The sequence below is a fragment of the Ramlibacter sp. genome, from assembly GCF_035548915.1.
GTDB lineage: Bacteria > Pseudomonadota > Gammaproteobacteria > Burkholderiales > Burkholderiaceae_C > Ramlibacter.
The window spans coordinates 1-24,036 of record NZ_DASZSE010000021.1 but is presented as its reverse complement, the minus strand read 5'-3'; the positions used below and the strand labels follow the sequence as shown (position 1 = coordinate 24,036).

General features: G+C 67.7%; 27 protein-coding genes. 19 read left to right on the top strand and 8 right to left on the bottom strand.

Annotated features, from left to right (window positions below; genetic code table 11):
• Positions 1–11: 11 nt before the first annotated feature.
• From VHA82_RS06355 to VHA82_RS06315, 9 genes are all read left to right on the top strand, one after another.
• The gene (locus VHA82_RS06355; RefSeq protein ID WP_325541373.1) at positions 12–2,363 is read left to right on the top strand and encodes a cation-translocating P-type ATPase; all 2,352 of its coding nucleotides are present in this window, start codon (positions 12–14) and stop codon (positions 2,361–2,363) included.
• A 5-nt stretch (positions 2,364–2,368) separates the two neighbouring features.
• Positions 2,369–2,506 carry a cbb3-type cytochrome oxidase assembly protein CcoS gene (gene ccoS, locus VHA82_RS06350; RefSeq protein WP_325541371.1) on the top strand — a complete coding sequence of 46 codons (138 nt, stop codon included), beginning with the start codon at positions 2,369–2,371 and terminating at the stop codon, positions 2,504–2,506.
• Positions 2,507–2,569: 63 nt separating this feature from the next.
• On the top strand, positions 2,570–4,003 hold the full coding sequence (ccoN, locus tag VHA82_RS06345) for a cytochrome-c oxidase, cbb3-type subunit I (protein WP_325541369.1): 1,434 nt from the start codon (positions 2,570–2,572) through the stop codon (positions 4,001–4,003).
• Between the two features lie 16 nt (positions 4,004–4,019).
• A complete protein-coding gene (ccoO, locus tag VHA82_RS06340) occupies positions 4,020–4,652 on the top strand; it encodes a cytochrome-c oxidase, cbb3-type subunit II (RefSeq protein WP_325541367.1) in 633 nt (210 codons plus the stop codon).
• 12 nt (positions 4,653–4,664) lie between these two features.
• The gene (locus VHA82_RS06335; protein WP_325541365.1) at positions 4,665–4,802 is read left to right on the top strand and encodes a cbb3-type cytochrome c oxidase subunit 3; all 138 of its coding nucleotides are present in this window, start codon (positions 4,665–4,667) and stop codon (positions 4,800–4,802) included.
• 17 nt (positions 4,803–4,819) lie between these two features.
• A complete protein-coding gene (gene ccoP, locus VHA82_RS06330) occupies positions 4,820–5,737 on the top strand; it encodes a cytochrome-c oxidase, cbb3-type subunit III (protein ID WP_325541363.1) in 918 nt (305 codons plus the stop codon).
• 289 nt (positions 5,738–6,026) lie between these two features.
• Complete coding sequence (ccoG, locus tag VHA82_RS06325) at positions 6,027–7,454, top strand: cytochrome c oxidase accessory protein CcoG (protein WP_325541361.1); 1,428 nt, start codon at positions 6,027–6,029, stop codon at positions 7,452–7,454.
• Positions 7,455–7,465: 11 nt separating this feature from the next.
• Entirely contained in the window at positions 7,466–7,723 is a 258-nt protein-coding gene (locus VHA82_RS06320) for a FixH family protein (protein WP_325541359.1), read from the top strand.
• A gap of 10 nt (positions 7,724–7,733) precedes the next feature.
• On the top strand, positions 7,734–8,033 hold the full coding sequence (locus tag VHA82_RS06315) for a hypothetical protein (protein WP_325541357.1): 300 nt from the start codon (positions 7,734–7,736) through the stop codon (positions 8,031–8,033).
• 91 nt (positions 8,034–8,124) lie between these two features.
• Here the strand turns inward: VHA82_RS06315 and VHA82_RS06310 are convergent, their stop codons facing one another.
• From VHA82_RS06310 to VHA82_RS06300, 3 genes are all read right to left on the bottom strand, one after another.
• Positions 8,125–8,781, bottom strand: coding sequence for an MIP/aquaporin family protein (locus VHA82_RS06310; protein WP_325541754.1), 657 nt, complete (start codon positions 8,779–8,781; stop codon positions 8,125–8,127).
• A gap of 71 nt (positions 8,782–8,852) precedes the next feature.
• Positions 8,853–9,356: an arsenate reductase ArsC gene (locus tag VHA82_RS06305; RefSeq protein WP_325541355.1), complete on the bottom strand. Its 504-nt coding sequence runs from the start codon at positions 9,354–9,356 to the stop codon at positions 8,853–8,855.
• A gap of 48 nt (positions 9,357–9,404) precedes the next feature.
• Positions 9,405–9,749 carry a metalloregulator ArsR/SmtB family transcription factor gene (locus VHA82_RS06300; RefSeq protein ID WP_325541353.1) on the bottom strand — a complete coding sequence of 115 codons (345 nt, stop codon included), beginning with the start codon at positions 9,747–9,749 and terminating at the stop codon, positions 9,405–9,407.
• Between the two features lie 135 nt (positions 9,750–9,884).
• Here VHA82_RS06300 and VHA82_RS06295 point away from each other — a divergent pair, with 135 nt between their 5' ends.
• Both VHA82_RS06295 and VHA82_RS06290 read left to right on the top strand, forming a co-directional pair.
• Entirely contained in the window at positions 9,885–10,157 is a 273-nt protein-coding gene (locus tag VHA82_RS06295; RefSeq protein ID WP_325541351.1) for an AbrB/MazE/SpoVT family DNA-binding domain-containing protein, read from the top strand.
• A 41-nt stretch (positions 10,158–10,198) separates the two neighbouring features.
• A complete protein-coding gene (locus VHA82_RS06290; protein WP_325541349.1) occupies positions 10,199–10,594 on the top strand; it encodes a PIN domain-containing protein in 396 nt (131 codons plus the stop codon).
• 28 nt (positions 10,595–10,622) lie between these two features.
• Here VHA82_RS06290 and VHA82_RS06285 read toward each other — a convergent pair whose 3' ends face one another.
• Positions 10,623–12,092, bottom strand: a complete 1,470-nt coding sequence (locus VHA82_RS06285; RefSeq protein WP_325541347.1) for a cytochrome P450 — start codon at positions 12,090–12,092, stop codon at positions 10,623–10,625.
• Between the two features lie 179 nt (positions 12,093–12,271).
• Between VHA82_RS06285 and VHA82_RS06280 the strand changes: the two genes are divergently transcribed.
• The gene (locus VHA82_RS06280; protein ID WP_325541345.1) at positions 12,272–12,820 is read left to right on the top strand and encodes a cytochrome b; all 549 of its coding nucleotides are present in this window, start codon (positions 12,272–12,274) and stop codon (positions 12,818–12,820) included.
• A 43-nt stretch (positions 12,821–12,863) separates the two neighbouring features.
• Here the strand turns inward: VHA82_RS06280 and VHA82_RS06275 are convergent, their stop codons facing one another.
• From VHA82_RS06275 to VHA82_RS06260, 4 genes are read right to left on the bottom strand one after another with little or no spacing between them, the layout of a single operon-like run.
• Positions 12,864–13,442, bottom strand: a complete 579-nt coding sequence (locus VHA82_RS06275; protein ID WP_325541343.1) for a TMEM165/GDT1 family protein — start codon at positions 13,440–13,442, stop codon at positions 12,864–12,866.
• 14 nt (positions 13,443–13,456) lie between these two features.
• Positions 13,457–14,641: a DUF2827 family protein gene (locus VHA82_RS06270; protein WP_325541341.1), complete on the bottom strand. Its 1,185-nt coding sequence runs from the start codon at positions 14,639–14,641 to the stop codon at positions 13,457–13,459.
• Positions 14,628–15,794, bottom strand: coding sequence for a DUF2827 family protein (locus VHA82_RS06265; protein WP_325541339.1), 1,167 nt, complete (start codon positions 15,792–15,794; stop codon positions 14,628–14,630). Before VHA82_RS06265 ends, VHA82_RS06270 begins: the two co-directional genes overlap by 14 nt.
• Complete coding sequence (locus tag VHA82_RS06260; RefSeq protein ID WP_325541337.1) at positions 15,791–17,746, bottom strand: potassium transporter Kup; 1,956 nt, start codon at positions 17,744–17,746, stop codon at positions 15,791–15,793. The genes VHA82_RS06265 and VHA82_RS06260 overlap by 4 nt, the downstream gene beginning before the upstream one ends.
• A 248-nt stretch (positions 17,747–17,994) precedes the next feature.
• On the opposite strand from VHA82_RS06260, the gene VHA82_RS06255 reads away from it, so the two are divergent.
• The 7 genes from VHA82_RS06255 to VHA82_RS06225 all read left to right on the top strand — a co-directional run bounded on the left by VHA82_RS06255 (position 17,995) and on the right by VHA82_RS06225 (position 23,921).
• Positions 17,995–18,093, top strand: coding sequence for a potassium-transporting ATPase subunit F (locus VHA82_RS06255; protein ID WP_325541335.1), 99 nt, complete (start codon positions 17,995–17,997; stop codon positions 18,091–18,093).
• 1 nt (position 18,094) lies between these two features.
• Positions 18,095–19,888, top strand: coding sequence for a potassium-transporting ATPase subunit KdpA (kdpA, locus tag VHA82_RS06250; protein WP_325541333.1), 1,794 nt, complete (start codon positions 18,095–18,097; stop codon positions 19,886–19,888).
• Between the two features lie 14 nt (positions 19,889–19,902).
• On the top strand, positions 19,903–21,999 hold the full coding sequence (kdpB, locus tag VHA82_RS06245) for a potassium-transporting ATPase subunit KdpB (protein WP_325541331.1): 2,097 nt from the start codon (positions 19,903–19,905) through the stop codon (positions 21,997–21,999).
• An 11-nt stretch (positions 22,000–22,010) separates the two neighbouring features.
• A complete protein-coding gene (gene kdpC, locus VHA82_RS06240) occupies positions 22,011–22,658 on the top strand; it encodes a potassium-transporting ATPase subunit KdpC (protein ID WP_325541329.1) in 648 nt (215 codons plus the stop codon).
• Positions 22,655–22,810 carry a hypothetical protein gene (locus VHA82_RS06235; protein ID WP_325541327.1) on the top strand — a complete coding sequence of 52 codons (156 nt, stop codon included), beginning with the start codon at positions 22,655–22,657 and terminating at the stop codon, positions 22,808–22,810. Before kdpC ends, VHA82_RS06235 begins: the two co-directional genes overlap by 4 nt.
• Before the next feature lie 68 nt (positions 22,811–22,878).
• A complete protein-coding gene (locus tag VHA82_RS06230; protein WP_325541325.1) occupies positions 22,879–23,154 on the top strand; it encodes a hypothetical protein in 276 nt (91 codons plus the stop codon).
• Positions 23,155–23,186: 32 nt separating this feature from the next.
• A complete protein-coding gene (locus VHA82_RS06225; RefSeq protein WP_325541323.1) occupies positions 23,187–23,921 on the top strand; it encodes a TorF family putative porin in 735 nt (244 codons plus the stop codon).
• Positions 23,922–24,036: the final 115 nt, after the last annotated feature.

The window sequence follows — 24,036 nt, the reverse complement described above, 5'->3', positions numbered from 1 at the left end:
CATGGCGAACCATGGAAGCTGCGCTCGGCACGTTCGCCATCGACGACCCCGCGGAATGGGAGGCGTTCAGCCGGCCCCTTGCGCGCGAGGGCGCGCAGCGCTGGGAGTCCTACCTCGCCATCGGCGGCATGTATTGCCCCGCATGCTCGCTCGCGGTGGAAGAAGCCTTGATGAAGACGCCGGGCGTGGAGAGCGTGCAGGTGAACGGAAGCACGGCGACGGCGCGCGTCGTGTGGACACCCGGGCGCGCGAAGCCGTCGGCGTGGCTCGCCGCACTGCGCAAAGCGGGCTACGACGCCGTTCCCGCGGGCGACCAGATCGCGGAGGCGCCGCGCCGGCTCGCGCGCCGCATGCTGCTCTGGCGCTGGCTCGTCGCGGGCTTTTGCATGATGCAGGTGATGATGTACACGGTGCCGGCGTACCTCGCCGGGCCCGGCGAGATGACGGACGACGCGTCGGCGCTCCTGCGCTGGGCCTCGTGGATCCTCACCTTGCCGGTGCTGCTGTTTTCGGCGAAGCCCTTCTTCGCATCGGCCTGGCGCGACGTGCGCAACGGAACCATCGGCATGGACGTGCCGGTGTCGCTCGGCCTCGCAATCGCTTTCGCCGCGAGCTCGGCATCCACGTTCGATCCGCAGGGGCCGCTCGGCCGCGACGTCTGGTACGACTCGGTCACGATGTTCGTCTTCTTCCTGCTCTCGGGACGGTTGCTCGGCGAGCGGCTGCGCGAAAAGACGGCCGGGGCGCTGCAGGCGCTCATGCGCGCGTTGCCCGCGACCGTGGAGCGGGCCGTGGGCGAGGCCGATGCATCCGGTGAGAGTCGCTTCGAAAGCGTTCCCGTGCGGCGGCTGCGAGCCGGCGACCGCATCCGCATCCGCGCGGGCGAAGTCGTGCCGGCCGACGGCCGCGTGCTGGAGGGCGCGAGCCGCGTGGATGAAGCGCTACTCACCGGCGAATCGAATCCCGTGATGCGTTCGCGAGGCGAGGCGGTCGTCGCGGGCAGCCACAACCTGTCGGCGACGCTTCTGGTTGAAGTGGAGCGAACGGGACCCGATACGCGCTTCGGCGAAATCGTGGCGCTGATGGAGCGCGCCTCCACCGACAAGCCGCGCATCGCGCAGCTTGCCGACCGCGCGGCGCGGCCGTTCCTCGGGGCGGTGATGCTCGCGGCGGTTGCGGCCGCGGGGTGGTGGTGGCCGCACGGGCCCGGCGTGGCGATCGGTGTCGCGATCGCGGTGCTGATCGTGACGTGCCCTTGCGCGCTGTCGCTCGCGACGCCGGCCGCCGCGCTCGCATCGGCCGGGGCGCTGGCGCGGCGAGGCGTGCTCGTGCGCAGGCTCGAGGCGCTCGAAGACGGTGCGAACGTGGACACCATCGTCTTCGACAAGACCGGCACGCTCACGCAGGACCGCATGGTGCTCACCGGTGTGCGAACGCGCGAAGGCGTCGCACCGGACGAGGCGTTGCGGATGGCGGCGGCGCTCGCGCAGCATTCGCTGCATCCCGCCTCGCGCGCGATCGCGAACGCGGCCGGCGAGGTGGGATGGAATGCGGTGAACGTGACGCAGACGCCGGGCGTGGGCGTCGAAGGCGAAGTCCGCGGCGACAGCGGCTGGCTGCCGCGGCGGCTGCGCCTGGGCGCGTGGCAGGACCCGTCATCCCCGCGCCCGCCCCTCCACCCGTCATCCCCACGCACGCCCCTCCATCCGTCATCCGCGCGTACGCCCCTCCACCCGTCATTCCCGCGTACGCGGGAATCCAGTGACTTTTCCCCCCCCACCCAAACCCACCTCTTCGACGACCAAGGCTGGCTCGCCACCTTCGACCTCGACGAATCCCTCAAGCCCGATGCGCGCGCAAGCATCGGCGAGCTCACACGCATGGGCCGTCGCGTGGAGATGCTTTCCGGCGATCGCGCAGCGCCTGCCGAGCGCCTCGCCTGGCGCGCCGGCATCGAGCACGCGCTCGCCGTCCAGACGCCCGAAGCCAAGCTCGCGCACATCGCCACACTCCAGTCGCAAGGCCATCGCGTCGCCATGGTGGGCGACGGCATGAACGACGGGCCCGTGCTCGCGCGTGCCGACCTCTCGATCGCGATGGGCCAGGGCGTGCCCGTCGCACAGGCGCAATCGGATGTCGTGATTCTCGGCGGCCAGCTCGATCGCGTCGCGCTCGTGTTGAAGCAGTCGATGCGCACGCGCAGCGTCGTGCGTCAGAACCTGCTGTGGGCCGCAGGCTACAACGCAATATGCGTGCCCCTCGCGATCATGGGTTATCTGCCGCCATGGCTCGCGGGGCTGGGCATGGCAGCGAGCTCGCTCGTGGTCGTCGCGAACTCCGCGCGCCTTGCCCTCATCCGGTGAATTGCATGGACATCCTCTTTCTCCTCATCCCTCTTTCCGTCGCCCTCGCGCTCGCCATCCTCGGCGCGCTCGGCTGGGCGGTGTGGCGTGGCCAGTTCGACTCGCTCGAAGCCGAAGGCGAGCGCATCCTCCACTCGGATTGACTTTCGTCAACGCAGACCCTGCTCGTGACGGGGACACTGGGGCACCTCCCAACAAGGTGCTCCATGAACGGACTGAACGCTCCCACTGCCTACGACGACACCGTCGTCAGGCAGTTCTCGCTGGCGGCGGTGCTCTGGGGTGTGGTGGGCATGCTCGTCGGCGTGTTCATCGCAGCCCAGCTCACGTGGCCCGAGCTCAATTTCGGCATCCCCTGGCTTTCGTACGGCAGGCTGCGCCCGCTGCACACCAACGCGGTGATCTTCGCCTTCGGCGGCTCGGCGCTCTTCGCGACGAGCTACTACGTCGTGCAGCGGACCTGCCAGGTCGGCCTCTTTCTGCCGAAGCTCGCGGCCTTCACGTTCTGGGGCTGGCAGGCCGTCATCCTCGCCGCGGCCATCACGCTGCCGCTCGGCTACACGACCTCCAAGGAATACGCCGAGCTCGAGTGGCCGATCGACATCCTCATCACGCTCGTGTGGGTCGCCTACGCGGTCGTCTTCTTCGGCACCATCGGCCTGCGCAAGGTGCGCCACATCTACGTGGCCAACTGGTTCTACGGTGCCTTCATCATCGCCGTGGCCCTGCTGCACGTCGTGAACAGCGCCGAGGTGCCGGCGGGCTGGATGAAGTCCTACTCCGCCTACGCGGGCGTGCAGGACGCGATGGTGCAGTGGTGGTACGGGCACAACGCCGTGGGCTTCTTCCTCACCGCGGGCTTCCTCGGGATGATGTACTACTTCATCCCGAAGCAGGCCGAGCGGCCAGTCTATTCGTACCGGCTTTCCATCGTCCACTTCTGGGCGCTCATCTTCACGTACATGTGGGCGGGCCCGCATCATCTGCACTACACGGCGCTGCCGGACTGGACGCAGTCGCTCGGCATGCTCTTTTCCCTGATCCTGCTCGCACCCAGCTGGGGCGGGATGATCAACGGCATCATGACGCTCTCGGGTGCCTGGCACAAGCTGCGCGACGACCCGGTGCTGCGCTTTCTCATCGTCTCGCTCTCGTTCTACGGCATGAGCACGTTCGAGGGGCCGATGATGTCCATCAAGACGGTGAATTCGCTGTCGCACTACACCGACTGGACGATCGGCCACGTGCACTCCGGCGCGCTCGGCTGGGTGGGGCTCGTGTCGATGGGGTCGCTCTACTTCCTGATCCCGCGGCTATTCGGGCAGAAGAAGATGTATTCGGTGAAGGCGATCGAGCTGCACTTCTGGATCTCGACCGTCGGCATCGTGCTGTACATCGCCGCGATGTGGATCGCGGGCGTGATGCAGGGCCTGATGTGGCGCGAGGTGAATCCGGACGGCACGCTCACCTACACCTTCGTCGAAGGCGTGAAGGCCACGTGGCCCTTCTACCTGATCCGGCTGATCGGCGGACTCCTCTACCTGTGCGGCATGCTGATCATGGCGTGGAACACCTGGATGACGGTCGCGCGCGGACAGTCGGCGCGCGTGGCGATCCCCGTCGCGGCGCAGCCTGCGTGAGCAGAGAAAGCGAATCATGAGCGATACCCACACTCCCGCTGCGCCCGGCTTCTCGCACGAGAAGGTCGAGACCAGCAACTTCCTGATGATCGTGCTGATTCTCGTGGTGGTCGCCATCGGCGGCTTGGTCGAGATCGTGCCGCTCTTCTTCCAGAAGTCGACGACCGAGCCCATCGAGGGGCTCAAGCCCCTCACAGCGCTGCAGCTCGCCGGCCGGGACATCTACCAGCGCGAGGGCTGCTACAACTGCCACTCGCAGATGATCCGCCCGTTCCGCGCGGAGACGCTGCGCTACGGCCACTATTCGGTGGCCGGCGAATTCGTGTACGACCATCCGTTCCAGTGGGGCAGCAAGCGCACCGGCCCGGACCTCGCGCGCGTGGGCGGCAAGTACAGCGACGAGTGGCACCGCATCCACCTGAACAACCCGCGCGACGTCGTGCCGGAATCGAACATGCCGGCCTACACGTGGCTCGAGAAGAACGCCGCCGACGCGGACACGATCGCCGCGCACATGAAGGCGCTGCGCACCGTCGGCGTGCCGTACGCCGATGCGGACATCGCCCAGGCGCCCGCGGAACTGAAGGGCAAGACGGAGATGGACGCGCTCGTCGCGTACCTGCAGTCGCTCGGCAAGCTGCTGAAGTGAGGAGAACGCTTCATGGACATCACCACATTGCGCATCGCCGCGACCGTGCTTTCGTTCGTCACCTTCGTCGGCATCCTGGCCTGGGTGTACCTGAAGCCGCATGGGCGCCGCTTCGAGGAAGCCGCGCGGCTGCCGTTCGAACAGGACTGAGGAAGGACTAACGCATCATGAGCGACTTCACGACCGGCTTCTGGTCCCTCTACGTGTCGGCCATCACGGTGGTCGGAATCGCGGGCTGCCTTCTGCTGCTGTGGGTCACCGCGCGCAAGAAGGTGAGCGCGCGGCAGGACAACACGACGGGCCACGTCTGGGACGAGGACCTGACCGAGATGAACAATCCACTGCCGCTTTGGTGGGTGTGGCTCTTCGTCATCACCATCGTGTTCTCGGTGGGCTATCTCGTGTTCTATCCGGGGCTCGGCAGCTACGAGGGGTCGCTCAAGTGGAGCACGCGCGGCGAGTACGACGCCGAAGTCGCGAAGGCTCGCCAGGCGCTCGAGCCGCTTTATTCGCAGTTCGCGGCGCGCAAGGTGGAGGAACTCGCGGGCGATCCGGCCGCGATGGCGATCGGCGAGCGCCTCTTCATGAACAACTGCGCGCAGTGCCACGGCTCGGATGCGCGCGGCAGCAAGGGATTCCCGAACCTCGCCGACAACGACTGGCTGCACGGCGGCACGCCCGAGAAGATCATCGAGACGATCACGAAGGGCCGCATCGGCCAGATGCCGCCGATGGCCGCGGCTGTGGGCAAGGCGGAGGACGTGAAGAACGTGGCGCACTACGTGCTGAGTCTCTCGAACCAGCCGCACGATTCGGTGCGCGCACAGCTCGGCAAGGAGAAGTTCACCGCGTGCGCCGCGTGCCATGGCATCGACGGCAAGGGCAATCAGGCGATCGGCGCGCCGAATCTCACCGACGACATCTGGCTGCACGGCTACGGCGAGCAGGCGATCGTCAACATGGTGAACAACGGCAAGACGAATCAGATGCCCGCGCAGGAAGGCAAGCTGACGGACGCGCAGATTCGCGTGCTGGCGGCCTATGTGTGGGGGTTCTCGAACAAGGCGCAGGTGGGTAAGCCGTAGAGCCTTCAAGCTTCCCTCCTCGTCATCCCCGCACCGCTTCTCGTCGTTCCCGCACGGCTCCTCGTCATCCCCGCACCGCTTCGCGTCGTTCCCGCACGGCTCCTCGTCATCCCCGCGAAAGCGGGGATCCAGTGCCTTCGAAGCCCTGGATCCCCGCCTTCGCGGGGATGACAATTTGGTGTCCATGCCACGCAGGCACACCCATTCCGCCCGGCACTTCGCCTTCAGATGCCGTTGCCCGTGACCTGGATCAAGCCCGCAGCCCGCGCCACGCGGCACGATCGGGTTCATGAATGTCATCCCCATCGTCCCCGTGCAACAGGAAGAGGAAGAGGAAGAGGACGAGGTCCAGTCGCTGTACGCCGCACACAAGAAAATCTACCCGCGTTCCGTCCAGGGCCTCTTCGCCCGCTGGCGCTGGGGCTTCGTCTTCCTCACGCAGATCATCTTCTACGGCCTCCCCTGGATTCAGTGGGGTGGTCGCCAGGCCGTGCTCTTCGACCTCGGCGCGCGGCGCTTCTACCTCTTCGGCTACGTGCTGTACCCGCAGGACTTCATCTATCTCACGGGCCTGCTCGTGATCAGCGCGCTGTCGCTCTTTCTCTTCACCGCGATCGCGGGGCGCCTGTGGTGCGGCTTCGCCTGTCCGCAGACGGTCTACACCGAAATCTTCCTGTGGATCGAGCGCAAGGTCGAAGGCGAACGCCACCTGCGCATGAAGCTCGACGGCGCGCCCATGTCGCTCGAAAAGCTCGTGAAAAAGTGGTTCAAGCACCTGCTCTGGGTCGGCTTCGCGATGTGGACCGGCTTCACCTTCGTCGGCTACTTCACGCCCATCACGGCGCTCGGCCTCGAGTTCCTGCAGACGCGCATGGGCTCGTGGGAAGTGTTCTGGGTGTTCTTCTACGGATTCGCCACGTACGGCAACGCGGGCTTCATGCGCGAGCAGGTGTGCAAGTACATGTGCCCCTACGCGCGCTTCCAGAGCGCGATGTTCGACCGCGACACGCTCATCGTGAGCTACGACACCGAACGCGGCGAGCCGCGCGGCTCGCGCGGGCGCAAGGCCGATCCCGCGGCGCTCGGCCTGGGTTCGTGCATCGATTGCGACCTGTGCGTGCAGGTCTGCCCGACCGGCATCGACATCCGCAAGGGTTTGCAGTACGAATGCATCGGCTGCGGCGGCTGCGTGGACGTGTGCGACGGCGTCATGGACAAGATGGCCTATCCGCGCGGACTCATCCGCTTCACGACGCAAAACGCGGTGAAGCAGCACTGGTCGCGCGCCGAGATCCTGCGGCACGTGCTCAGGCCGCGCGTGCTGCTTTACGCGACGCTGCTCGTCGCACTCACGGCCGGACTCGCTACGAGCCTCGCGCTGCGCACCCCGCTGAAGGTGGATGTGGTGCGCGACCGCGCCGCGCTTTCGCGCATCGTCGCGGGCGGCAAGCTGGAAAACGTGTATCGCCTGCAGGTGATGAACGCCACCGAAGAGGTGCAGCACTACCGCGTCGAGGCGGGCGGGCTCGAAGGGCTGGCCGTAGCCTCCGAACCCGAATTCGATGTCGGCCCCGCCGAAGCGCGCTGGGTCGCCGTGCGACTGCAGATTCCCTACGGCTTGGCCGCGCCGGGCTCGCACCCGATCCACTTCGATGTGGGAACGAAGACGGGCGAGAGCCACGTGCGCGAGAAGTCGGTGTTCCTGGTGCCGCGATGAAGGAGATGAAGATGACGACGACGAACGACGCGAAGACGCTCCCCTGGTGGAAGCACGGCCACGTGTGGCTGGTGATCTCGGGCCCGGCCGTGGTGGTGGTCGCGGGTTTCGCGACGCTTTTCCTTGCGCTGCGCACGCCCGACCCCGTGGTGGCGGGCGACTACTACCGCCGCGGCATCGAGATCAACAAGACCCTGCGCGCGGAGCACAAGACGATGCTGCCCGCGCAGCAGGGCCGCGATCACGCGGCGACGCCCGCTCGGGAATGAGAGGTTTGCCATGGGCATCGCGCAGAAACTGATGTGGATCGCGTGGCCCGCATTCCTCGCGGCGTGCGTGCTGGAACTGCTCGTGTTCGCGTTCGTCGATCCGCAGGCGCTGGAGTGGGGCGGCCATCCGCTCGCGCTTTCGCGCCAGGGGACTTACACCGCGGCGTTCTTTCTCTTCTGGGTCGTCGCGATGGGCGCGTGCTGGCTCACGACGCTTTTGCGGATGACGCCCGCCGAGATCAACGAATGTCCGTTCGATCCGAGCCTGCGGCCCGAGGGTTGTCCGGGCGCGAGGCCGGCAGGGCGATAGGCGACGCGAGGCGCAGCGCACTCGAGGCGCGGGTGCTACGGTAGCGTCGTCATGTTCTGCTCGGCCTGCCGGCAGTCGGGACGTGTCCGGCTCATCGTTCCCCTAAGGCATTCGAAAGCCACGCACCCGCGCTGCCGCCCACGAACTGCGCCGTGATGAAGGCCAATGCGCTCGATGGCGCGATGCCCGCGAAGCTGTCGCTGCACATGCGCCCGATGACGGCGGCCGGATTCGCGAACGAAGTGCTCGCCGTGAACCAGTAGGCGGCGCCGATGTAGGCCGCGACCAGCGTGCTCGCCTTGCCCGCGGGCGCGCGCAGCACCACGAAGATCAGTCCCGCCGCAGCCACCGCCTCCGCGAGCCACTGGCCCGGGCTCGCGCGCAGCTTGTTGCTCGTCTGCCAGACGGGAAGGTCGAACATCGCATTCGCGAGCCATGCGCCGAGCAACGCCCCAGCGAGCTGCGCGGCGACGAAGAGGACGAGCAGCCAGAAGCGGCGGTCCGCGCCGAACCGGCCCTTGAAGGCCATTACGGTGCTCACGACCGGATTGAAGTGCGCGCCGCTCGCCGGGCCGAGCAGTTCGATGAGGACGTAGAGCGCGAACACGGTGGCGAGCGTGTTCGCGAGCAGCGCGACGCCCGCGTTGCCCGCGCTCAGCCGCTCGGCCATGATGCCGGAGCCGATGACGGCGCACAGCAGCATCGCCGTGCCGACGAATTCGGAAAGCAGCGCGCGGCGGACGTTCATGGTCGGCAATGCAGGGTCCTTGCGTGTGGCAACGCCGGCGCCCTCGCGGTCGAGCAGCGCGCTCACGCCCTTCAGCCCTTGTGCGCGAGTTCGCGCGCGGCCGTCTCCAGCGCCATCTGCTGCAGCCGCTCGGCGGGCAGGTTGACGAGCAGGTCCAGGCGGCGCTTGATGGCGTGCAACGTCCGGCGAAAGGCTTCGTGGCGCTCGTCTTCCGTGCCCTCGACTTCCGACGGATCGGCGTAGCCCCAATGCGCCGTCGCCGGGTGTCCCGGCCACACGGGGCAGACCTCGCCGGCGGCGTTGTCGCACACGGTGATGATGAGGTCCATGTGCGGCGCACCGGGCCTCGCGAACTCGTCCCAGCTCTTGCTGCGGATGCCTTCGGCGGGGATGCGGGCTTCGTGGAGCACGCGCAGCGCCATCGGATGGGGCTTCTGATTCTCGCGCGGCGAACTGCCCGCGCTGAAGGCCTTGAAGCGCCCTTGGCCGATGTCGTTGAGGATGGCTTCGGCGAGGATGCTGCGCGCGGAGTTGTGCGTGCACAGGAAGAGCACGTTCAGGGGTTTGTCGTTCATGACGGGGCTCGGGTTGCGGAAGAGGCAGACAGAATCGGGCCGGGCCGCTCAGGCCGCGGTCTTGGCCGTGCGCTTCGGCTTGCAAACGGCCTGGCCCACGCCGCAGTCGGCGCCCTGGCAGCAGTGGGCCGTGAGGAACGAGAGCAGATCGTTCATGCGCTCGAAGTCCGCGCGGTAGATGAGGTTGCGCCCATCGCGTTCCTGTGACACCAGGCCGGCGTGGAGCAGCTCCTTCAGGTGGAACGAGAGCGTGGGCGGCGCGACGCCCAGTTGCTCGGCGAGCCGCGACGGCGTGAGTCCTTCGCCTCCGGCCACCACGAGCACTCGAAAGATTCGAAGCCGCATCGCCTGCGCGAGCGCGGCGAGGGACTGGACTGCCTTTGCTTCTTCCATGATTCCATGATAGTTGAATTATGGAATTGATGAAATGCCTTCGCCTCCCGGCGGGTCCACACCGAGGTCCACACACAGGCGACTTGGCGGGCGACATCGATATAGCTATACTAGTAGCTATATCGGAGGTGTGCGATGCCAATTCCAACTCCCAAGACTGGCAGGCTCTTCAACACGGGCGGCAGTCAGGCCGTCTGCCTGCCTGCGGAATTCCGATTCGCCGCGGGTTACGTCTATGTGCGCCGCGATGCGCGCACAGGCGACGTGATCCTGTCGACCGAACCCCGTGTCAGCTGGGCGGATGTCGTGGCGCTTCGAACTGAACTCGGGCCGCTTCCCGCGGATTTCCTCTCGGATCGGCAGCAAGGCACCGAAACGCGCGACCCGCTGGCGGGTTGGCGCGAATGAACGCGACCCGCATGCCGAACTGAATGACACAGCCTCTTTATTTGCTCGACACGAACACCGCGAGTGCCGCGCTGCGCGGCACCGCGGGCATCGACGAGCGCCTGCTGCGGCTCGATCCGGCCAGGTGGTGCATTTCCGCCATTACACGCGCCGAACTGCGCTACGGTGTGGCGCTGAGGCCCGAAGCCACAAAGCTGGCTCAGTATGTCGAGGCCTTTCTGCGGGCCACGACGACGGCGGCTTGGGACCAGGCCGCCGCGGACGCGCATGGGCTGCTGCGCGCAAAGCTGCGCCGCGCCGGCACACCGATTGGCGACTTCGACGAGATGATCGCAGCCCACGCGCTTGCCCTCGATGCGGTGCTCGTGAGCGACAACACCCGCCACTTCAAGTTCGTCGAGGGTCTGGTACTCGAAAACTGGATTCGAAACAACTGAAGGCACGGCGTCGAGACGGCAACCTGCCTCAGACTTGCGCCACCACGGCGAGCTCCGCCGGATTCTTCGCCGCGGCCCTCACTCGCATCTCCATCCCCGAGGGCGCCATCGTGATCGCGAGGACCTCCTCCGGCTCGCCGCCGCCGGGCGGGGCCACCCAGTCGATGTCGAAATTCGCGAGCAGCATGGCCGCGGCCATCTTGATCTCGCTGAGCGCGAGGTAGCGGCCGGGGCAAGTGCGCGGGCCGGCGCCGAAGGGCATCGCCACCCGCTTGGCGGAATTCAGCCCCTGCTGGCTGCCGCCGATGCCGGCGAGCCACCGCTCGGGCCGGAACTCCCGAGCCGCCGCGAAATTGGCTTCTGACACCGCGGCAGGACGCAGCAGGCACAGCACGGTCATGCCGGGCTCGAGCTGAACGCCCTCGACGACGCAAGGCTGCAGCACCTCATTGGAAATCGACGGCACCACCGGCTTCAGCCGCATGGCCTCGTTCGCGCAAGCCTCGATCCAGTCCAGCCGCGCGAGCTGTTCGGGGGTGGTCGGGCACACCGCGCCGGCGAGCACCTCGCGCGCTTCACGCACCGCGCTCGCACGGGCCGTGGGATTGCGCGCCAGCATCCACATGAGCCACGTGAGCGTATTGGCCGTCGTGTCCTTGGCGGCGAGCAGCATCATGAGCGCGTTGCCCGAGATGTCTTCGTCCGTCACGTCCGTCGTGGCGTCGCGCCGCGCCACCATGGCCTGGATCATGTTCTGCGGGCGCTCGCGCAGCGTGGGGTCGGCTTCCATCCTGTCGCGCGCCTTCGCGATGAAGCTCTGCACCGCGGCCTGCAGGGCGTCGATGTGCCCGCGCAGTTCGCGCTGGGCGCGTGTCTTCCACCACCGCGGCGGATCGAACGGGGAAAGAACGCGCCGCGCGAGCGCGGGCAGCACGCATTCCATGTGGGCCTGGATGGCTTCTTCGCCCGCTTCGATGGTGTTCACGTCTTCGCCGAACGTGATGGCCGCCGTCACGTCCACCGTGAAGCGCATCAGGTCTGCGTGCAGGTCGATCGTCCGCCCGCTCGCGCAGGCAACACGCCAGCGGCCGGCCAGGCGTTCGGTCACGGTCACGAGCGTCGGAAAGAACGCCTTGATGTGGGCCGGATCGAAGCTCGCCATCACCATCGGCCGGTGGCGCTTCCACGTCTCGCCGCCCACCGTGAAGAGGCCGACGAAGCCGAACTCGCGCGCCACCTGTTCCAGACGCCGCTGGCGGCCGAAGCCGTCGGGCCGCGCGCGCAGCACCTTGGCCGCGGCCTCGGGGTTCGTGATGACGAGAAAGCGGCGCCTGCCGATCGAGAACGCGAACACGCTCCCGTATTGCCGAGCCCATTCCTCGAGCTGCAAGTGAAGATGCTTGCGATCGATCTGGAAGGCGTTGCCCACGAGCGGCCAGCCGCGCGGCCCGGGGACGTCCTTCCACGCGATGGGCTGCGTGGCGGGTGGATTTTTCATCGGCGCGATTGTGCCGCATGTAGAACCAAAAGTCTTCAGAAGAAATGATTCATGAGACGCGCGCGCGTGGCTTTGAATTGATGAGGAGCAGACCTACGCCGATGCGCGCGGCTGTCGCATTGACCCGCCGGATGGCCGCCGGCAAATTGGGGTGCATGGCGCTTCATCGTTTCCGCACCGTGAGCCCGGCCCTGTGGCGTTACGGCACGCCGGCCATCGTCCTGCACTGGGCGCTTGCCGCGCTCATCGTCTTCATGGCCTCGCTCGGCTGGTGGATGATGACCGTCGAGCATGAGCCGGGCGGGCGGCGCTGGATCGACCTGCACGTCTCGGTCGGTCTTGTCGTGGCCGCGCTCGTGCTCCTGCGTGTCGTGTGGCGCGCATTCCATCGTCCCGCGCCGCTGCCGCCGGGGCTGCCCGACTGGCAGCGCGGCCTGTCGCAGATCGTGCAGTGGCTGCTCTATGCGTGCATGGTGCTCGTGCCGGCCACCGGCATCGTCGGAGCGAGCTACCGCAAGTCCGGCATCGGCTTCTTCGGCATGCATCTGCCGCGATGGGTGAGCCCCGATCACGATACCGCGCAGCGCTTCTTCCACCTCCACGAGATTCTCGTGTGGACTCTTGTGATCCTCGCCGCGCTGCATTCGCTCGCGGGGCTATGGCACCTGGTGGTGGATCGCGACGGGGTGTTCGCCCGGATGTGGCCGCGCGGGCGGCATGTGCGCTGATCGGGTCTAGCCCGGGCGGCCGTCGAGCCGCGGGGCGCGCCGTTCAGAACCCGAGCCGCGACCCCGCGCCCAGCAGCGTGGCCGCCCCCATCGCGGCGAACAGCCCGGCCGCGACCGAATGGACGAGCTTCATCGGGATCTTCGCCGCGAGCCGGTCGCCCACGAAGACGGCCGGCACGTCGGCGATCAGCATGCCGAGCGTCGTGCCCGCCACCACCGAGAGCGGCGCGCCGAAATGCGCGGCCATGGCCACGGTCGCGATCTGCGTCTTGTCGCCCATCTCCGCGAGGAAGAACGTGATGGCCGTCGCGCCGAACACGCCGAAGCGCGAGGCGACCTTCGCCTCTTCTTCTTCGATCCGGTCGGGGATCATCGTCCACACGGCCATGCCGAGGAAGGACAGGCCGAGCAACCAGCGCAGCACGGCGGGATTCACGGCAGCGGTGATCCAGGCGCCCAGCGCGCCCGCGAGGCCATGATTCACGAGCGTGGCCGCGAAGATGCCCAGCACGATGGGAAGCGGCTTCTTGAAGCGTGCCGCGAGAATGAAAGCGAGAAGTTGCGTCTTGTCGCCGATTTCGGCGAGGGCCACGACGCCCGCGGAGACGAGAAGGGACTGCATGCGAGCCCGCGAGTCTATCGCGTGCCGCGCAACTCCGCGGGCTCGAAGAGCGCGAGCACCGCGCGCGTGTACGCTTCGACGTTGGCGGGATAGGCCACGTCGAGCCGGCGCAGGAAGTCGCTGGCTCGTTCGCAATACGCGGGCAGGTTCTCGTCGTGCCGCGCGAACGCTTCGAGCAGGATGCGGCCGGCGGCGTCCGAGTCGAAGTCGGTGTAGCCGTAGCCGCAGCCCTTCAGCTGCGGCACGTTGTGCACGAGCGGATAGCCGCCGCTCAGCGCTTCGTAATGGAACTCGCAGGGCCCGCTCTCCCATGCGTGGGACACGATGCATTCACCCGTGCTGGCCGTGGCTTCGGCCGTCGCGATCGGCCCCGTGAACGTGATGAGCCCGCGATTCACGATGTCGAGGCTGCGCGAGAAGTGCCGGAAGCCGAAGCTTTCCTGCATCCGCTGCGCGTTCAGCACCATCACGCGATCGAGAAAAGCGGGTTGCCGCCGGTACGCTTCCTCGCAGGCGAGCACCGGCAGGAGACAGGCGCTTTCGACGGACGCGTTGGTCTCCAGCACCCACGCTCGCCAGCGCGCATGGCCGGGTGCGTAGCCATGCTGGAGTTCTGGCGGCAAGCTGGAGAAGCCGCGATCGGCGAAGAAGGGCGTCCACAGCGCTGGCACGCTCAGCACCGGCGCGCGCAGGGTGAGCGAGAGATAGTCGCGGGACGCGCGCTCGTGCTGCGCAACGGTCCACACGGCGTCGCAGGTCCCCGCGCCGACGTACGCCGAGTCGTCTTGCGGCTTGCCGAACGTGGCATGCTCGATGGCGGCGATGCAGGCATTTGCCACGCGCATGTTCACGATACGTCCGCCGCGTGAGCGCACGGCCCGCGCCCAATCGTGCGAAGGATGCACGCCCGGCTCGATGGCGACGTCCAGCGTTTGCTGCGCTTCGTCCGGACCCACGATCCGGACGCCGATGCCGCTGGCGACGCCGTCTCTTGCGACGAAGCCACTTGCAACGTGGCCTTGCGAATCTTCGCTCCCGCCATTGGCCACGAGCATGGCCTCGGCGACGGCGGGGGATCCGTTCAGCAGCTGCGCAACGAATGCGCTCGTCCTCGCGACGCTGTCGTCCCACGCGGGCGCTCCATCCGCGCGCGTGCGCAGCGACACTCCCACGCGCAGCCGCCGCTCAGGCATCGCCATCGCCGTCTTCCATGAGTCGCTCGATCTCGCGTGTGAAGGTACGCACGTTCTCCTCGCGAGTCGGATGCATCTGCGCAAGCCAGGCGCGTGCATGCGCGCGGTAGTCGGCCCAGAAGCCCGGCTCCGCGTGCCAGGCCGCGAGAAGCCGCGATGCCGCCTCGCATGCCTCGAACCCGGGGTAATGCAGGCCGACGCCGGCCCGCAGCAGGAAGCCGGAGTTGTGCACGAGCGGGTAGCCGCCGTGCAGCACGTCGTAGTAGAGATAGTTGAGCTCGCACTCCCACTGGTGCGTGACGACCGCCTCGATCCGGTTGCGCGCCAGGGCTTCGATGAGCGACACGCGCGGCGCGAACGCGAGCCTGTCGTCGCGCGCGAGGTCCAGGCCGGCTGTGAAAGCGGCGAACGTCGCGTTGTCCTTCACGTGCATCGCGTTCGCGACGAGCACGGCCTCCAGCATGTCCGGGCACGCGCGGTAGGCGGCGTCGCACGCGAGCATCGGGATGAAGCAGTGCTTGATGGGCGAGAGGTTGGGTTCGAAGATGCCGGCGCGCCAGGGACGGCGCGCATCGCCATGCGGGCGAAAGCCGAACTCGTGTCCCTTCGCGGCCTGCTCGGCGATCTGCGGCTGAAGGAACGCGTCCGACCAGATGTGCGGCACCGCCCGCACCGGCACACGCGAGACGGTGCGCATCAAGGCGCCGCTCGCGTGAATGTGGTGGGGCAGCATCCACACCTCGTGCCAGGGCGTGCCGGTGAAGACCCGGCCGCTTTGCGTCCCGTGGATCGCGCTTTCGAGCTGGTCCGCGTAGTCGTGGCCGACGGCGAAGGCAACGATCTTCGCGCCGAGCGCGCGCACATGGCGTGCCCATTCGGGCGACAGGCTCGCGCCGAACTCGAACACGATGTCGAGGTCGCCGGTCGCATCCTGCGGCTTCACGAGTGCAAGATCGAGGCCCGGCAGCGCGAAGTCCAGCGGGAGCCTGCCAGCTGTGCCGCGCTGGAGCAGGACGACGCTCGCGACGGCCGGGCTCGCGGCGAGCAGTTGCGCGAAGAAGAGGAGGTTCTGGTTCAGGCCGTTGCTGAAGATGCGAACGCCCGGGTCCGGCTCGATCTTGATCGAGATGCCGACGCGGGCGGGGCGCACGGGCTTCATGTCGGCCTGCGCCCGAACTCCACGACGCGATTGGGCGGCAGCCCGAAGTAGTCGGAAGAGCGGCTCGAATTGCGGTGCAGCCACACGAAGACCGCCTGGCGCGCGCGCGTCATGCGCTTCAGGTGGCCGGTGGCGACCGTCTCGCGCGAGGTGAAATACGAAGTGCTCATCGATTCGATCGGGATCGCGCGCTGGTACGAGAGGATCTTCATGAGCTCCGGCACGTCCGGCGTTTCCATGAAGCCGTGCCGCGCGGTCACTTTCCAGAAGCCGTGGCCCAGGTCCTCGGCCGCGATGCGCTCGCCCGCGTGCACGCGCGGCGAATCGGTGCCTTCCACGCGCAGGACGATCACGCGCTGGTGGATCACCTGGTTGTGCTTCAGGTTGTGCAGCAGTGCGTGCGGCACGTAGTCGGGGTCGGACGTGAGGAACACGGCCGTGCCGCGCGCGCGATGCGGCGGGTCCTGCACGAGCGACTCGACGAAGGGCGCGAGCTCGATTCGATCGGACGCCGCGAGTTCATGCACCAGCGTGCGGCCCTTCGACCAGGTGGTGAAGACGAACATCACGACGGCCGCCACGGCGAGCGGCAGCCACCCGCCGTCGGCGATCTTCAGGCTGTTGGCCACCATGAAGAGCGAATCGATCGCCATGAAGACCGTCGAGCCCGCGAGCACGGCCGCCGCGTTCCAGCCCCACAGACGCAGCGCCACGAGCGCGGCGAGGAAAGTCGTCGTCACCATCGTCACCGACACCGCGATGCCGTAGGCCGACGACAGCGCGCTCGAACTGCGGAACCCGAGGACGAGCGCCACCACGCCGGCCGCGAGGAGCCAGTTCACCGCGGGCATGTAGATCTGTCCGATGGCGGCGCCCGAGGTCTGCACGATGGTGAGACGCGGCAGGTAGCCCATGCGCATCGCCTGCGCGGTGAGCGAGAACGCGCCGGAGATCACGGCCTGCGACGCGATCACCGTGGCCACGGAGGCGAGCGCCACCATGGGCACGACGCCCCATGAAGGCAGCAGGCGGAAGAAGGGGTTGTCGATCGCGGACGGGTCGGAGAGCACGAGCGCGCCCTGGCCGAAGTAGTTGAGCACGAGCGCGGGCAGGGCGACGAAGAACCACGCCTGCCGGATCGCGCGCGCGCCGAAGTGGCCCATGTCGGCATAGAGCGCTTCGCCTCCGGTGACCGCGAGGAACACCGAGCCGAGGACGGCCAGGGACTGCGCGGGATGCGCGAGCAGGAACTTCGCGGCCCAGGTGGGCGACAGCGCGAGGAGCACGTGCGGCTGCGCGGCGATGTGCGTGATGCCCAGCACCGCGAGGATCGCGAACCAGATCACCATGACCGGCCCGAACACCGCGCCGACCTTGCCCGTGCCGAGCTTCTGCACGACGAAGAGGCCGATGAGGATCACGAGCGTGAGCGGGATCACGTACGGATCGAACACGGGCGTCGCGACGTGCAGGCCTTCCACCGCGGAGAGCACCGAGATCGCGGGCGTGATGATGCTGTCGCCGTAGAACATGGCGGTGCCGACGAGCCCCATCGCGCCCACGAGCGGCAGCAGCGCCGGCGCGTGGCGGCTGGCCTGCACGGCATGCCGGGCGAGCGCCTGCAAGGCCATGATCCCGCCTTCGCCGTCGTGGTCCGCGCGCAGGACGAACACGACGTACTTGATCGTCACCACCAGCATGAGCGCCCAGAAGATGAGCGACAGGATGCCCAGTACCGATTCGGGTGCGAAGGGCACGCCGTGCTCGGGGTTCAGGCATTCGCGAAAGGCGTAGAGCGGAGAGGTGCCGATGTCGCCGTAGACCACGCCGAGCGCGGCGAGGGCGATGGCGCCGCGGAAGGAGGGGTGTTCGTCGGCGGTGGCGGGGTGCGATGCGGTCGACACGTGTTTCGGCGGTGGTGCGGGAATGCGGATTGTCACCGAGCCGTGCATTTCTCCCTCTCCCCTCCGGGGGAGAGGGCTGGGGTGAGGGGGCGCAGCCCCGATTTTTATGGTTTGCATATGCGCCTCATCAACCTCTCTTCCCCGTCTTTACGGCCGAATCGCAAGACTTGGCCGATTCCAGGAACGGAGGAACACATGGACTTCATCTTCATCCTGCTTGGCGCAGGACTCTGGGGCCTCATGGCCCTGCTCGCGAAGGGCCTGCACAAGCTCGAACCCAGGAAGGGAGAGCGGCCATGATTTCCGCTGCCGCCCTCTACGGCTTCGCGGGCTTCTGCGCGCTCCTCTTGCTCGCCTATCTCGTCTACGCGCTCATTCGCGCGGAGGAGTTCTGACATGACCGGCTCCGCATGGGCCCTGCTGGGCCTGTTTCTCGTGCTGCTTCTCGTCCTCGCCTGGCCGGTCGGCCGGTGGATGGCGGTTGTCATGGAAGGCCGCCACCCGGCGTGGATGCGCAAGCTCGAAGCGCCTCTCTACCGTCTGTGCGGCACCGACCCGGACCGCACGCAGCACTGGCTGCACTACACCTTCGGGCTGCTCGCCTTCAATGCGTTCGGAGCGGTGCTCGTCTACGGCCTGCAGCGAGTGCAACAGTGGCTGCCGCTCAACCCCGCGAAGATGGGCGCCGTCTCGCCCGATTCGTCGTTCAACACGGCGCTCAGCTTCGTCACCAACACCAACTGGCAGGGCTACAGCGGCGAATCCACCATGAGCTACCTGACGCAGATGGTGGGTCTCGCCGGCCAGAACTTCTTCTCGGCGGCCACGGGCATCGCCGTCGCGTTCGCGCTGATCCGCGGCTTCGCGTTGCGCTCGGCGTCGGGCATCGGCAATGTCTGGGCCGACCTCGTGCGCATCACCTCATGGTTGCTGCTGCCGCTTGCCTTCGTCATCGCGGTGTTCAATGTGTCGCAAGGCGGCATCCAGAATTTCGCGGCCTACCAGGACGTGACGACGCTCGAAGCGACGAACTACCAGCAGCCGAAGACCGGCCCCGACGGCCAGCCGGTGAAGGACGCCAAGGGCAACCCCGTGATGGAGGACGTGAAGACGCCCACGCAGACGCTGCCCATGGGCCCCGTCGCCTCGCAGGAAGGCATCAAGATGGTCGGCACCAACGGCGGCGGCATCTTCAACGCCAACTCCGCGCATCCGTACGAGAACCCGAACGAGTGGTCCAACCTCGTGCAGATCCTTGCGATCTTCATCATTCCGGCCGGCCTGTGCTTCACCTTCGGGCGCGGCGTCGGCGACATCCGCCAGGGCTGGGCCGTGCTCGCGGCGATGACCGTCATCTTCGTGGCGATGGTGCTGGTCGTGATCCCGGCCGAGCAGGCGGGCAACCCGCAGGTCGCGGCGCTCGGCGTGGACACGACCGCGAGCGCCGCGCAGTCCGGCGGCAACATGGAAGGCAAGGAAGTCCGCTACGGCATCAACGCATCCGGACTCTTCGCGGCCATCACCACGGCCGCCTCGTGCGGCGCCGTGAACAGCATGCACGACTCCTACACGCCGCTCGGCGGCATGGTGCCGCTCGTGCTGATCCAGCTGGGCGAAGTGGTGTTCGGCGGCGTCGGCAGCGGCCTGTACGGCATGCTCGTCTTCGCCATCCTCGCGGTCTTCATCGCGGGGCTCATGATCGGCCGCACGCCCGAGTACATGGGCAAGAAGATCGAAAGCTACGAGATGAAGCTCACCTCGGTCGCGATCCTCGCGACGCCGCTCGTGGTGCTGGTGGGCACCGCCATCGCCGTGATCGCGGCGGACGGCAAGGCGGGCGTCGCCAACCCCGGCGCGCACGGCTTCTCGGAGATCCTGTACGCCTTCAGCTCCGCGGCCAACAACAACGGCAGCGCGTTCGCGGGCCTCTCGGCCAACACGCCGTTCTACAACACGATGCTGGGCCTCGCGGTCTGGCTCGGCCGCTTCGGCGTGATCGTGCCCGTGCTCGCCATCGCCGGCGCGCTCGCGGCCAAGAAACGCCTGCCCGTGACGGCGGGGACGATGCCCACGCACGGCCCGCTCTTCGTGACGCTCCTGATCGGCACCGTCGTGCTGGTCGGACTGCTCAATTTCGTGCCGGCGCTCGCCCTCGGGCCGATCGTCGAGCACCTCGTGCTCTGGAAGTAAGGGAGGACCTCGTCATGACACGCAAGGAAAGACAACTGCGCCTCTTCGATCCGGTGCTGCTGAAGCCCGCGATCGCGCAGGCCTTCGTCAAGCTGCACCCGAAGGTGCAGTGGCGCAATCCGGTGATGTTCGTCGTCTTCATCGGCAGCATCGTCACGACCCTCCTCGCGATCCCCGCGCTGCGGGGCCAGGGCGAGGCGCCGGCCGGCTTCATCGTCGGCATCGCCGTGTGGCTGTGGTTCACCGTGCTCTTCGCGAACTTCGCCGAGGCGCTCGCCGAAGGCCGCAGCAAGGCGCAGGCCGCGTCGCTGCGCGGCATGCGCAAGAGCGTGTGGGGCAAGAAGTACGAGCACCCGCGCGCCGAAGGCGCGAGCTTCCACGGCCGCTCGTGGCTGCCGTGCAAGAGCGAAGACCTGAAGCGCGACGACGTCGTGCTCGTCGAGGCCAACGACTTCATTCCGGCCGACGGCGAGGTGATCGAGGGCGTGGCCTCCGTGGACGAAAGCGCGATCACGGGCGAATCCGCACCCGTCGTGCGCGAATCGGGCGGCGACTTCTCCGCCGTCACGGGCGGCACGCGAGTGCTCTCGGACTGGATCGTCGTGCGCGTGACCGCCAACCCCGGCGAGTCGTTCCTCGACCGCATGATCGGCATGGTGGAAGGCGCGAAGCGCCAGCGCACACCCAACGAGATCGCGCTGAACATCCTGCTCATCGCGCTCACCATCGTGTTCCTCGTGGTCTGCGCGACGCTGCTGCCGTATTCGATCTTCAGCGTCGAGGCGGCGGGCGCGGGCAAGGTGGTCACGCTCACGGCGCTCATCTCGCTTCTCGTGTGCCTGATCCCCACGACCATCGGCGGGCTGCTCTCGGCCGTCGGCGTCGCGGGCATGAGCCGCATGATGGGGGCCAACGTGATCGCCACTTCGGGCCGCGCGGTGGAAGCCGCCGGCGACGTCGACGTCCTCCTGCTGGACAAGACCGGCACGATCACGCACGGCAACCGGCAGGCCTCGGCCTTCATCCCCGCCAAGGGCGTGACCGAGGCGCGTCTCGCCCGCGCCGCGCTGCTTGCTTCGAGCGCCGACGAGACGCCGGAGGGCCGCAGCATCTGCGACTTCGCCAAGCGCATGCGCGTGGACGACCGCACGGTCGAGGGCACGCGGTTCATTCCGTTTTCCGCGCAGGACCGCATGAGCGGCGCCGACGTGCCGCAGCCGGGCGGCGAAGAGCTGCGCCTGCGCAAGGGCGCGGTCGACGCGATCCGCAAGTACGTGGAAGCGCAAGGCGGCAGCGTTCCTTCGGAAGTGACTCGCGCCTCGGAGGACGTGGCGCGGCGCGGCAGCACGCCGCTCGTGGTGTGCGAAGGCGCGGTGGTGCTGGGCGTGATCGAGCTGAAGGACATCGTGAAGACCGGCATCAAGGACCGCTTCGCCGAGCTGCGCCGCATGGGGATCAAGACCATCATGATCACCGGCGACAACAAGCTCACGGCGGCCGCCATCGCGGCCGAGTCGGGCGTGGACGACTTCCTCGCCGAGGCGACGCCCGAGCAGAAGCTCAAGCTGATCCGCGAATACCAGTCCGAAGGCCGGCTCGTGGCGATGACGGGCGACGGCACCAACGACGCGCCCGCGCTCGCGCAGGCCGACGTCGCGGTGGTGATGAACAGCGGCACGCAGGCAGCCAAGGAAGCGGGCAACATGGTCGATCTCGACTCCGACCCGACCAAGCTGCTCGAAGTGGTGGAGACGGGCAAGGCGCTTCTCATGACGCGCGGCTCGCTCACGACGTTCTCGATCGCCAACGACGTGGCGAAGTACTTCGCGATCATCCCCGCGATCTTCATCACGACGTTCCCGCAGCTCGATGCGCTCAACATCATGCGGCTCGCAAGCCCGCAGTCGGCCGTGCTCTCGGCGGTGATCTTCAACGCGCTCGTCATCGTGTTCCTGATCCCGCTCGCGCTGCAGGGCGTGCGCTACCGGCCCATCGGCGCCGCGGCGCTGCTGCGCCGCAACCTCGCGATCTACGGCGTGGGCGGCATCGTGATCCCGTTCATCGGCATCAAGCTCATCGACATGGTGCTGGCCGGCATCGGCATGGCCTGAAGGAATTTGACATGGACACCAAGGAATCCACTCTGCGCCCCGAACTCGCGGCGTACGCGAGCCGCGAGGCATCGCGCGAATCGATCGTCCGGCCGGCGCTCGCCGTGCTCGCCGTGCTCACCGTCCTCGTGGGCGTCGTGTATCCCCTCGTCGTCACGGGCGTGTCGCAGGCCGTGTTCCCCCACCAGGCCAATGGCAGCCTGGTCATGAAGGATGGCAAGGCGGTCGGCTCGGAAGTGATCGGGCAGAACTTCGCCGATCCGAAGCACTTCTGGGGGCGGCCCTCGGCGACGGGTCCGCAACCCTACAACGGCACGGCGTCGAGCGGCTCCAACCAGGGTCCGCTCAATCCGGCGCTCATCGACGCGGTGAAGGGACGCATCGAGGCCTTGCGCGCGGCGGACCCCGACAACAAGGCGAAGATCCCGGTGGACCTCGTCACGGCATCCGCGAGCGGGCTCGATCCGCACATCACGCCCGCGGCCGCGCGCTATCAGGTGGCGCGTGTCGCGAAGGCGCGCGGGCTGTCGCCCGAGCAGGTGGCCGCGCTCGTGGAGCGTCGTGTCGAGACGCCCTGGTTCGGCTTCATCGGCGAGCCGCGCGTGAACGTGCTCGGGCTGAACCTCGACCTGGACGCGATGCCCGCTGCCCGGCAATGAGCGATGACTGGGCGGGCGCGCTGCTCGCCTTTCTCGTGCTGCTGCTGCCGATGGTGTTCGCGGGCCTGTACGTCTCCTGGAGCGAGGCGCGACGCGCGAAGCGACGCCCCCGCCCCCGCCAGAGCAACGTTGCGCCGCCTGGGCAGCATTGACGCAATCTTTGCGGCGGGCTCGTCTCTTTCGACGACAACGATACGCAGCAAAGCCTATCTTCAGCGACATGTCCGACATCGCGAGCCACGCCATGAACCGCCAAGATCCACGCGCCATGTGTTTCACCGTGCCGGACGGAGATGCCGCCCGCGTGCGGCGCGCGTTGCCCGCCGTTTCGGGCTGCGCGATCCGCAGCTGCGTGCCGCAATGTTCACGCAAGGCTGTGCGCCTCGTGATCGACTTCCCGCCGCAGGCCCAGGCCGAACTCATGCGCGTCCTGCTGGCGTGCGTGCCGAGCGGGGAGTTCGGGCGGGTCGTGGCCCACGATCCTCTCATTCACTGATCCAAATGCCTCTTTTCGACGGAGAACCAACGATGACCCCCAGAAACTTCCTGATTGCAGCGGCCGTGACCCTCGCGGCAGGCGCCGCGTGCGCCCAGACTGCCAAGCCGGAGCCCGATTACACGCTCGCGTGGAACATCGGCGCCGTCACCGACTACCGCTATCGCGGCATCTCGCAGACTCGGCTGCAACCCGCGTTGCAAGGTGGCGTGGACTTTACGCACAAGAGCGGGTTCTATGCGGGCGCGTGGGCGTCCACCATCAAGTGGATCAAGGACGCGGGCGGCAGCGACGACGTCGAGGTGGACGTCTACGGCGGCTACAAGTTCGAAGCGGGCCCGGTGGGCATGGACGTGGGCGTGCTCACCTACACCTACCCGGGCAACGACCTCCACCCGAGCGCCGACACGCAGGAACTCTACGTGGCCGGCACCTGGGGTCCGGCCACGCTCAAGTATTCGCATGCGGTGAGCAACCTCTTCGGCTTCGCCGACAGCTCTGGCAGCGGCTACCTCGAGCTGAGCGGAAACTTCGACTTGGGCAACGGCTGGTCGGTGACGCCGCACGTCGGGCACCAGAGCGTGCATCACAACAGCGCGTTCGCCTACACCGACTATTCGGTCACCGTCGGCAAGGACCTCGGCCATGGCGTGACGGCCTCGCTCATGGCCGTGGGCACGAGCACGAAGAACTACGTGGGGCCGGCGCCGTCGTTCAGGAACCTCGGCCGCGCGGGGCTCGTGGCGGGGGTGAAGTACACGTTCTGAGTCCCCTCGGAAGGCACGAAGTGGACACGGCGGCCCGGCCAGCCCGCGCGGCATCGCGCCCGCCGCGGCGGCGCCGCGCACGGGCCGTGCGTGCGGATCGCGCGCCCGCGCGGCC

Excerpts from the sequence above, each read along its gene's own strand:
- VHA82_RS06355 (WP_325541373.1), top strand. The coding sequence starts at position 12 with ATGGAAGCTGCGCTCGGCACGTTCGCCATCGACGACCCCGCGGAATGG.
- ccoS (WP_325541371.1), top strand. The coding sequence starts at position 2,369 with ATGGACATCCTCTTTCTCCTCATCCCTCTTTCCGTCGCCCTCGCGCTC.
- ccoN (WP_325541369.1), top strand. The coding sequence starts at position 2,570 with ATGAACGGACTGAACGCTCCCACTGCCTACGACGACACCGTCGTCAGG.
- ccoO (WP_325541367.1), top strand. The coding sequence starts at position 4,020 with ATGAGCGATACCCACACTCCCGCTGCGCCCGGCTTCTCGCACGAGAAG.
- VHA82_RS06335 (WP_325541365.1), top strand. The coding sequence starts at position 4,665 with ATGGACATCACCACATTGCGCATCGCCGCGACCGTGCTTTCGTTCGTC.
- ccoP (WP_325541363.1), top strand. The coding sequence starts at position 4,820 with ATGAGCGACTTCACGACCGGCTTCTGGTCCCTCTACGTGTCGGCCATC.
- ccoG (WP_325541361.1), top strand. The coding sequence starts at position 6,027 with ATGAATGTCATCCCCATCGTCCCCGTGCAACAGGAAGAGGAAGAGGAA.
- VHA82_RS06320 (WP_325541359.1), top strand. The coding sequence starts at position 7,466 with ATGACGACGACGAACGACGCGAAGACGCTCCCCTGGTGGAAGCACGGC.
- VHA82_RS06315 (WP_325541357.1), top strand. The coding sequence starts at position 7,734 with ATGGGCATCGCGCAGAAACTGATGTGGATCGCGTGGCCCGCATTCCTC.
- VHA82_RS06310 (WP_325541754.1), bottom strand. The coding sequence starts at position 8,781 with ATGAACGTCCGCCGCGCGCTGCTTTCCGAATTCGTCGGCACGGCGATG.
- VHA82_RS06305 (WP_325541355.1), bottom strand. The coding sequence starts at position 9,356 with ATGAACGACAAACCCCTGAACGTGCTCTTCCTGTGCACGCACAACTCC.
- VHA82_RS06300 (WP_325541353.1), bottom strand. The coding sequence starts at position 9,749 with ATGGAAGAAGCAAAGGCAGTCCAGTCCCTCGCCGCGCTCGCGCAGGCG.
- VHA82_RS06295 (WP_325541351.1), top strand. The coding sequence starts at position 9,885 with ATGCCAATTCCAACTCCCAAGACTGGCAGGCTCTTCAACACGGGCGGC.
- VHA82_RS06285 (WP_325541347.1), bottom strand. The coding sequence starts at position 12,092 with ATGAAAAATCCACCCGCCACGCAGCCCATCGCGTGGAAGGACGTCCCC.
- VHA82_RS06275 (WP_325541343.1), bottom strand. The coding sequence starts at position 13,442 with ATGCAGTCCCTTCTCGTCTCCGCGGGCGTCGTGGCCCTCGCCGAAATC.
- VHA82_RS06270 (WP_325541341.1), bottom strand. The coding sequence starts at position 14,641 with ATGGCGATGCCTGAGCGGCGGCTGCGCGTGGGAGTGTCGCTGCGCACG.
- VHA82_RS06265 (WP_325541339.1), bottom strand. The coding sequence starts at position 15,794 with ATGAAGCCCGTGCGCCCCGCCCGCGTCGGCATCTCGATCAAGATCGAG.
- VHA82_RS06260 (WP_325541337.1), bottom strand. The coding sequence starts at position 17,746 with ATGCACGGCTCGGTGACAATCCGCATTCCCGCACCACCGCCGAAACAC.
- VHA82_RS06255 (WP_325541335.1), top strand. The coding sequence starts at position 17,995 with ATGATTTCCGCTGCCGCCCTCTACGGCTTCGCGGGCTTCTGCGCGCTC.
- kdpA (WP_325541333.1), top strand. The coding sequence starts at position 18,095 with ATGACCGGCTCCGCATGGGCCCTGCTGGGCCTGTTTCTCGTGCTGCTT.
- kdpB (WP_325541331.1), top strand. The coding sequence starts at position 19,903 with ATGACACGCAAGGAAAGACAACTGCGCCTCTTCGATCCGGTGCTGCTG.
- kdpC (WP_325541329.1), top strand. The coding sequence starts at position 22,011 with ATGGACACCAAGGAATCCACTCTGCGCCCCGAACTCGCGGCGTACGCG.
- VHA82_RS06235 (WP_325541327.1), top strand. The coding sequence starts at position 22,655 with ATGAGCGATGACTGGGCGGGCGCGCTGCTCGCCTTTCTCGTGCTGCTG.
- VHA82_RS06230 (WP_325541325.1), top strand. The coding sequence starts at position 22,879 with ATGTCCGACATCGCGAGCCACGCCATGAACCGCCAAGATCCACGCGCC.
- VHA82_RS06225 (WP_325541323.1), top strand. The coding sequence starts at position 23,187 with ATGACCCCCAGAAACTTCCTGATTGCAGCGGCCGTGACCCTCGCGGCA.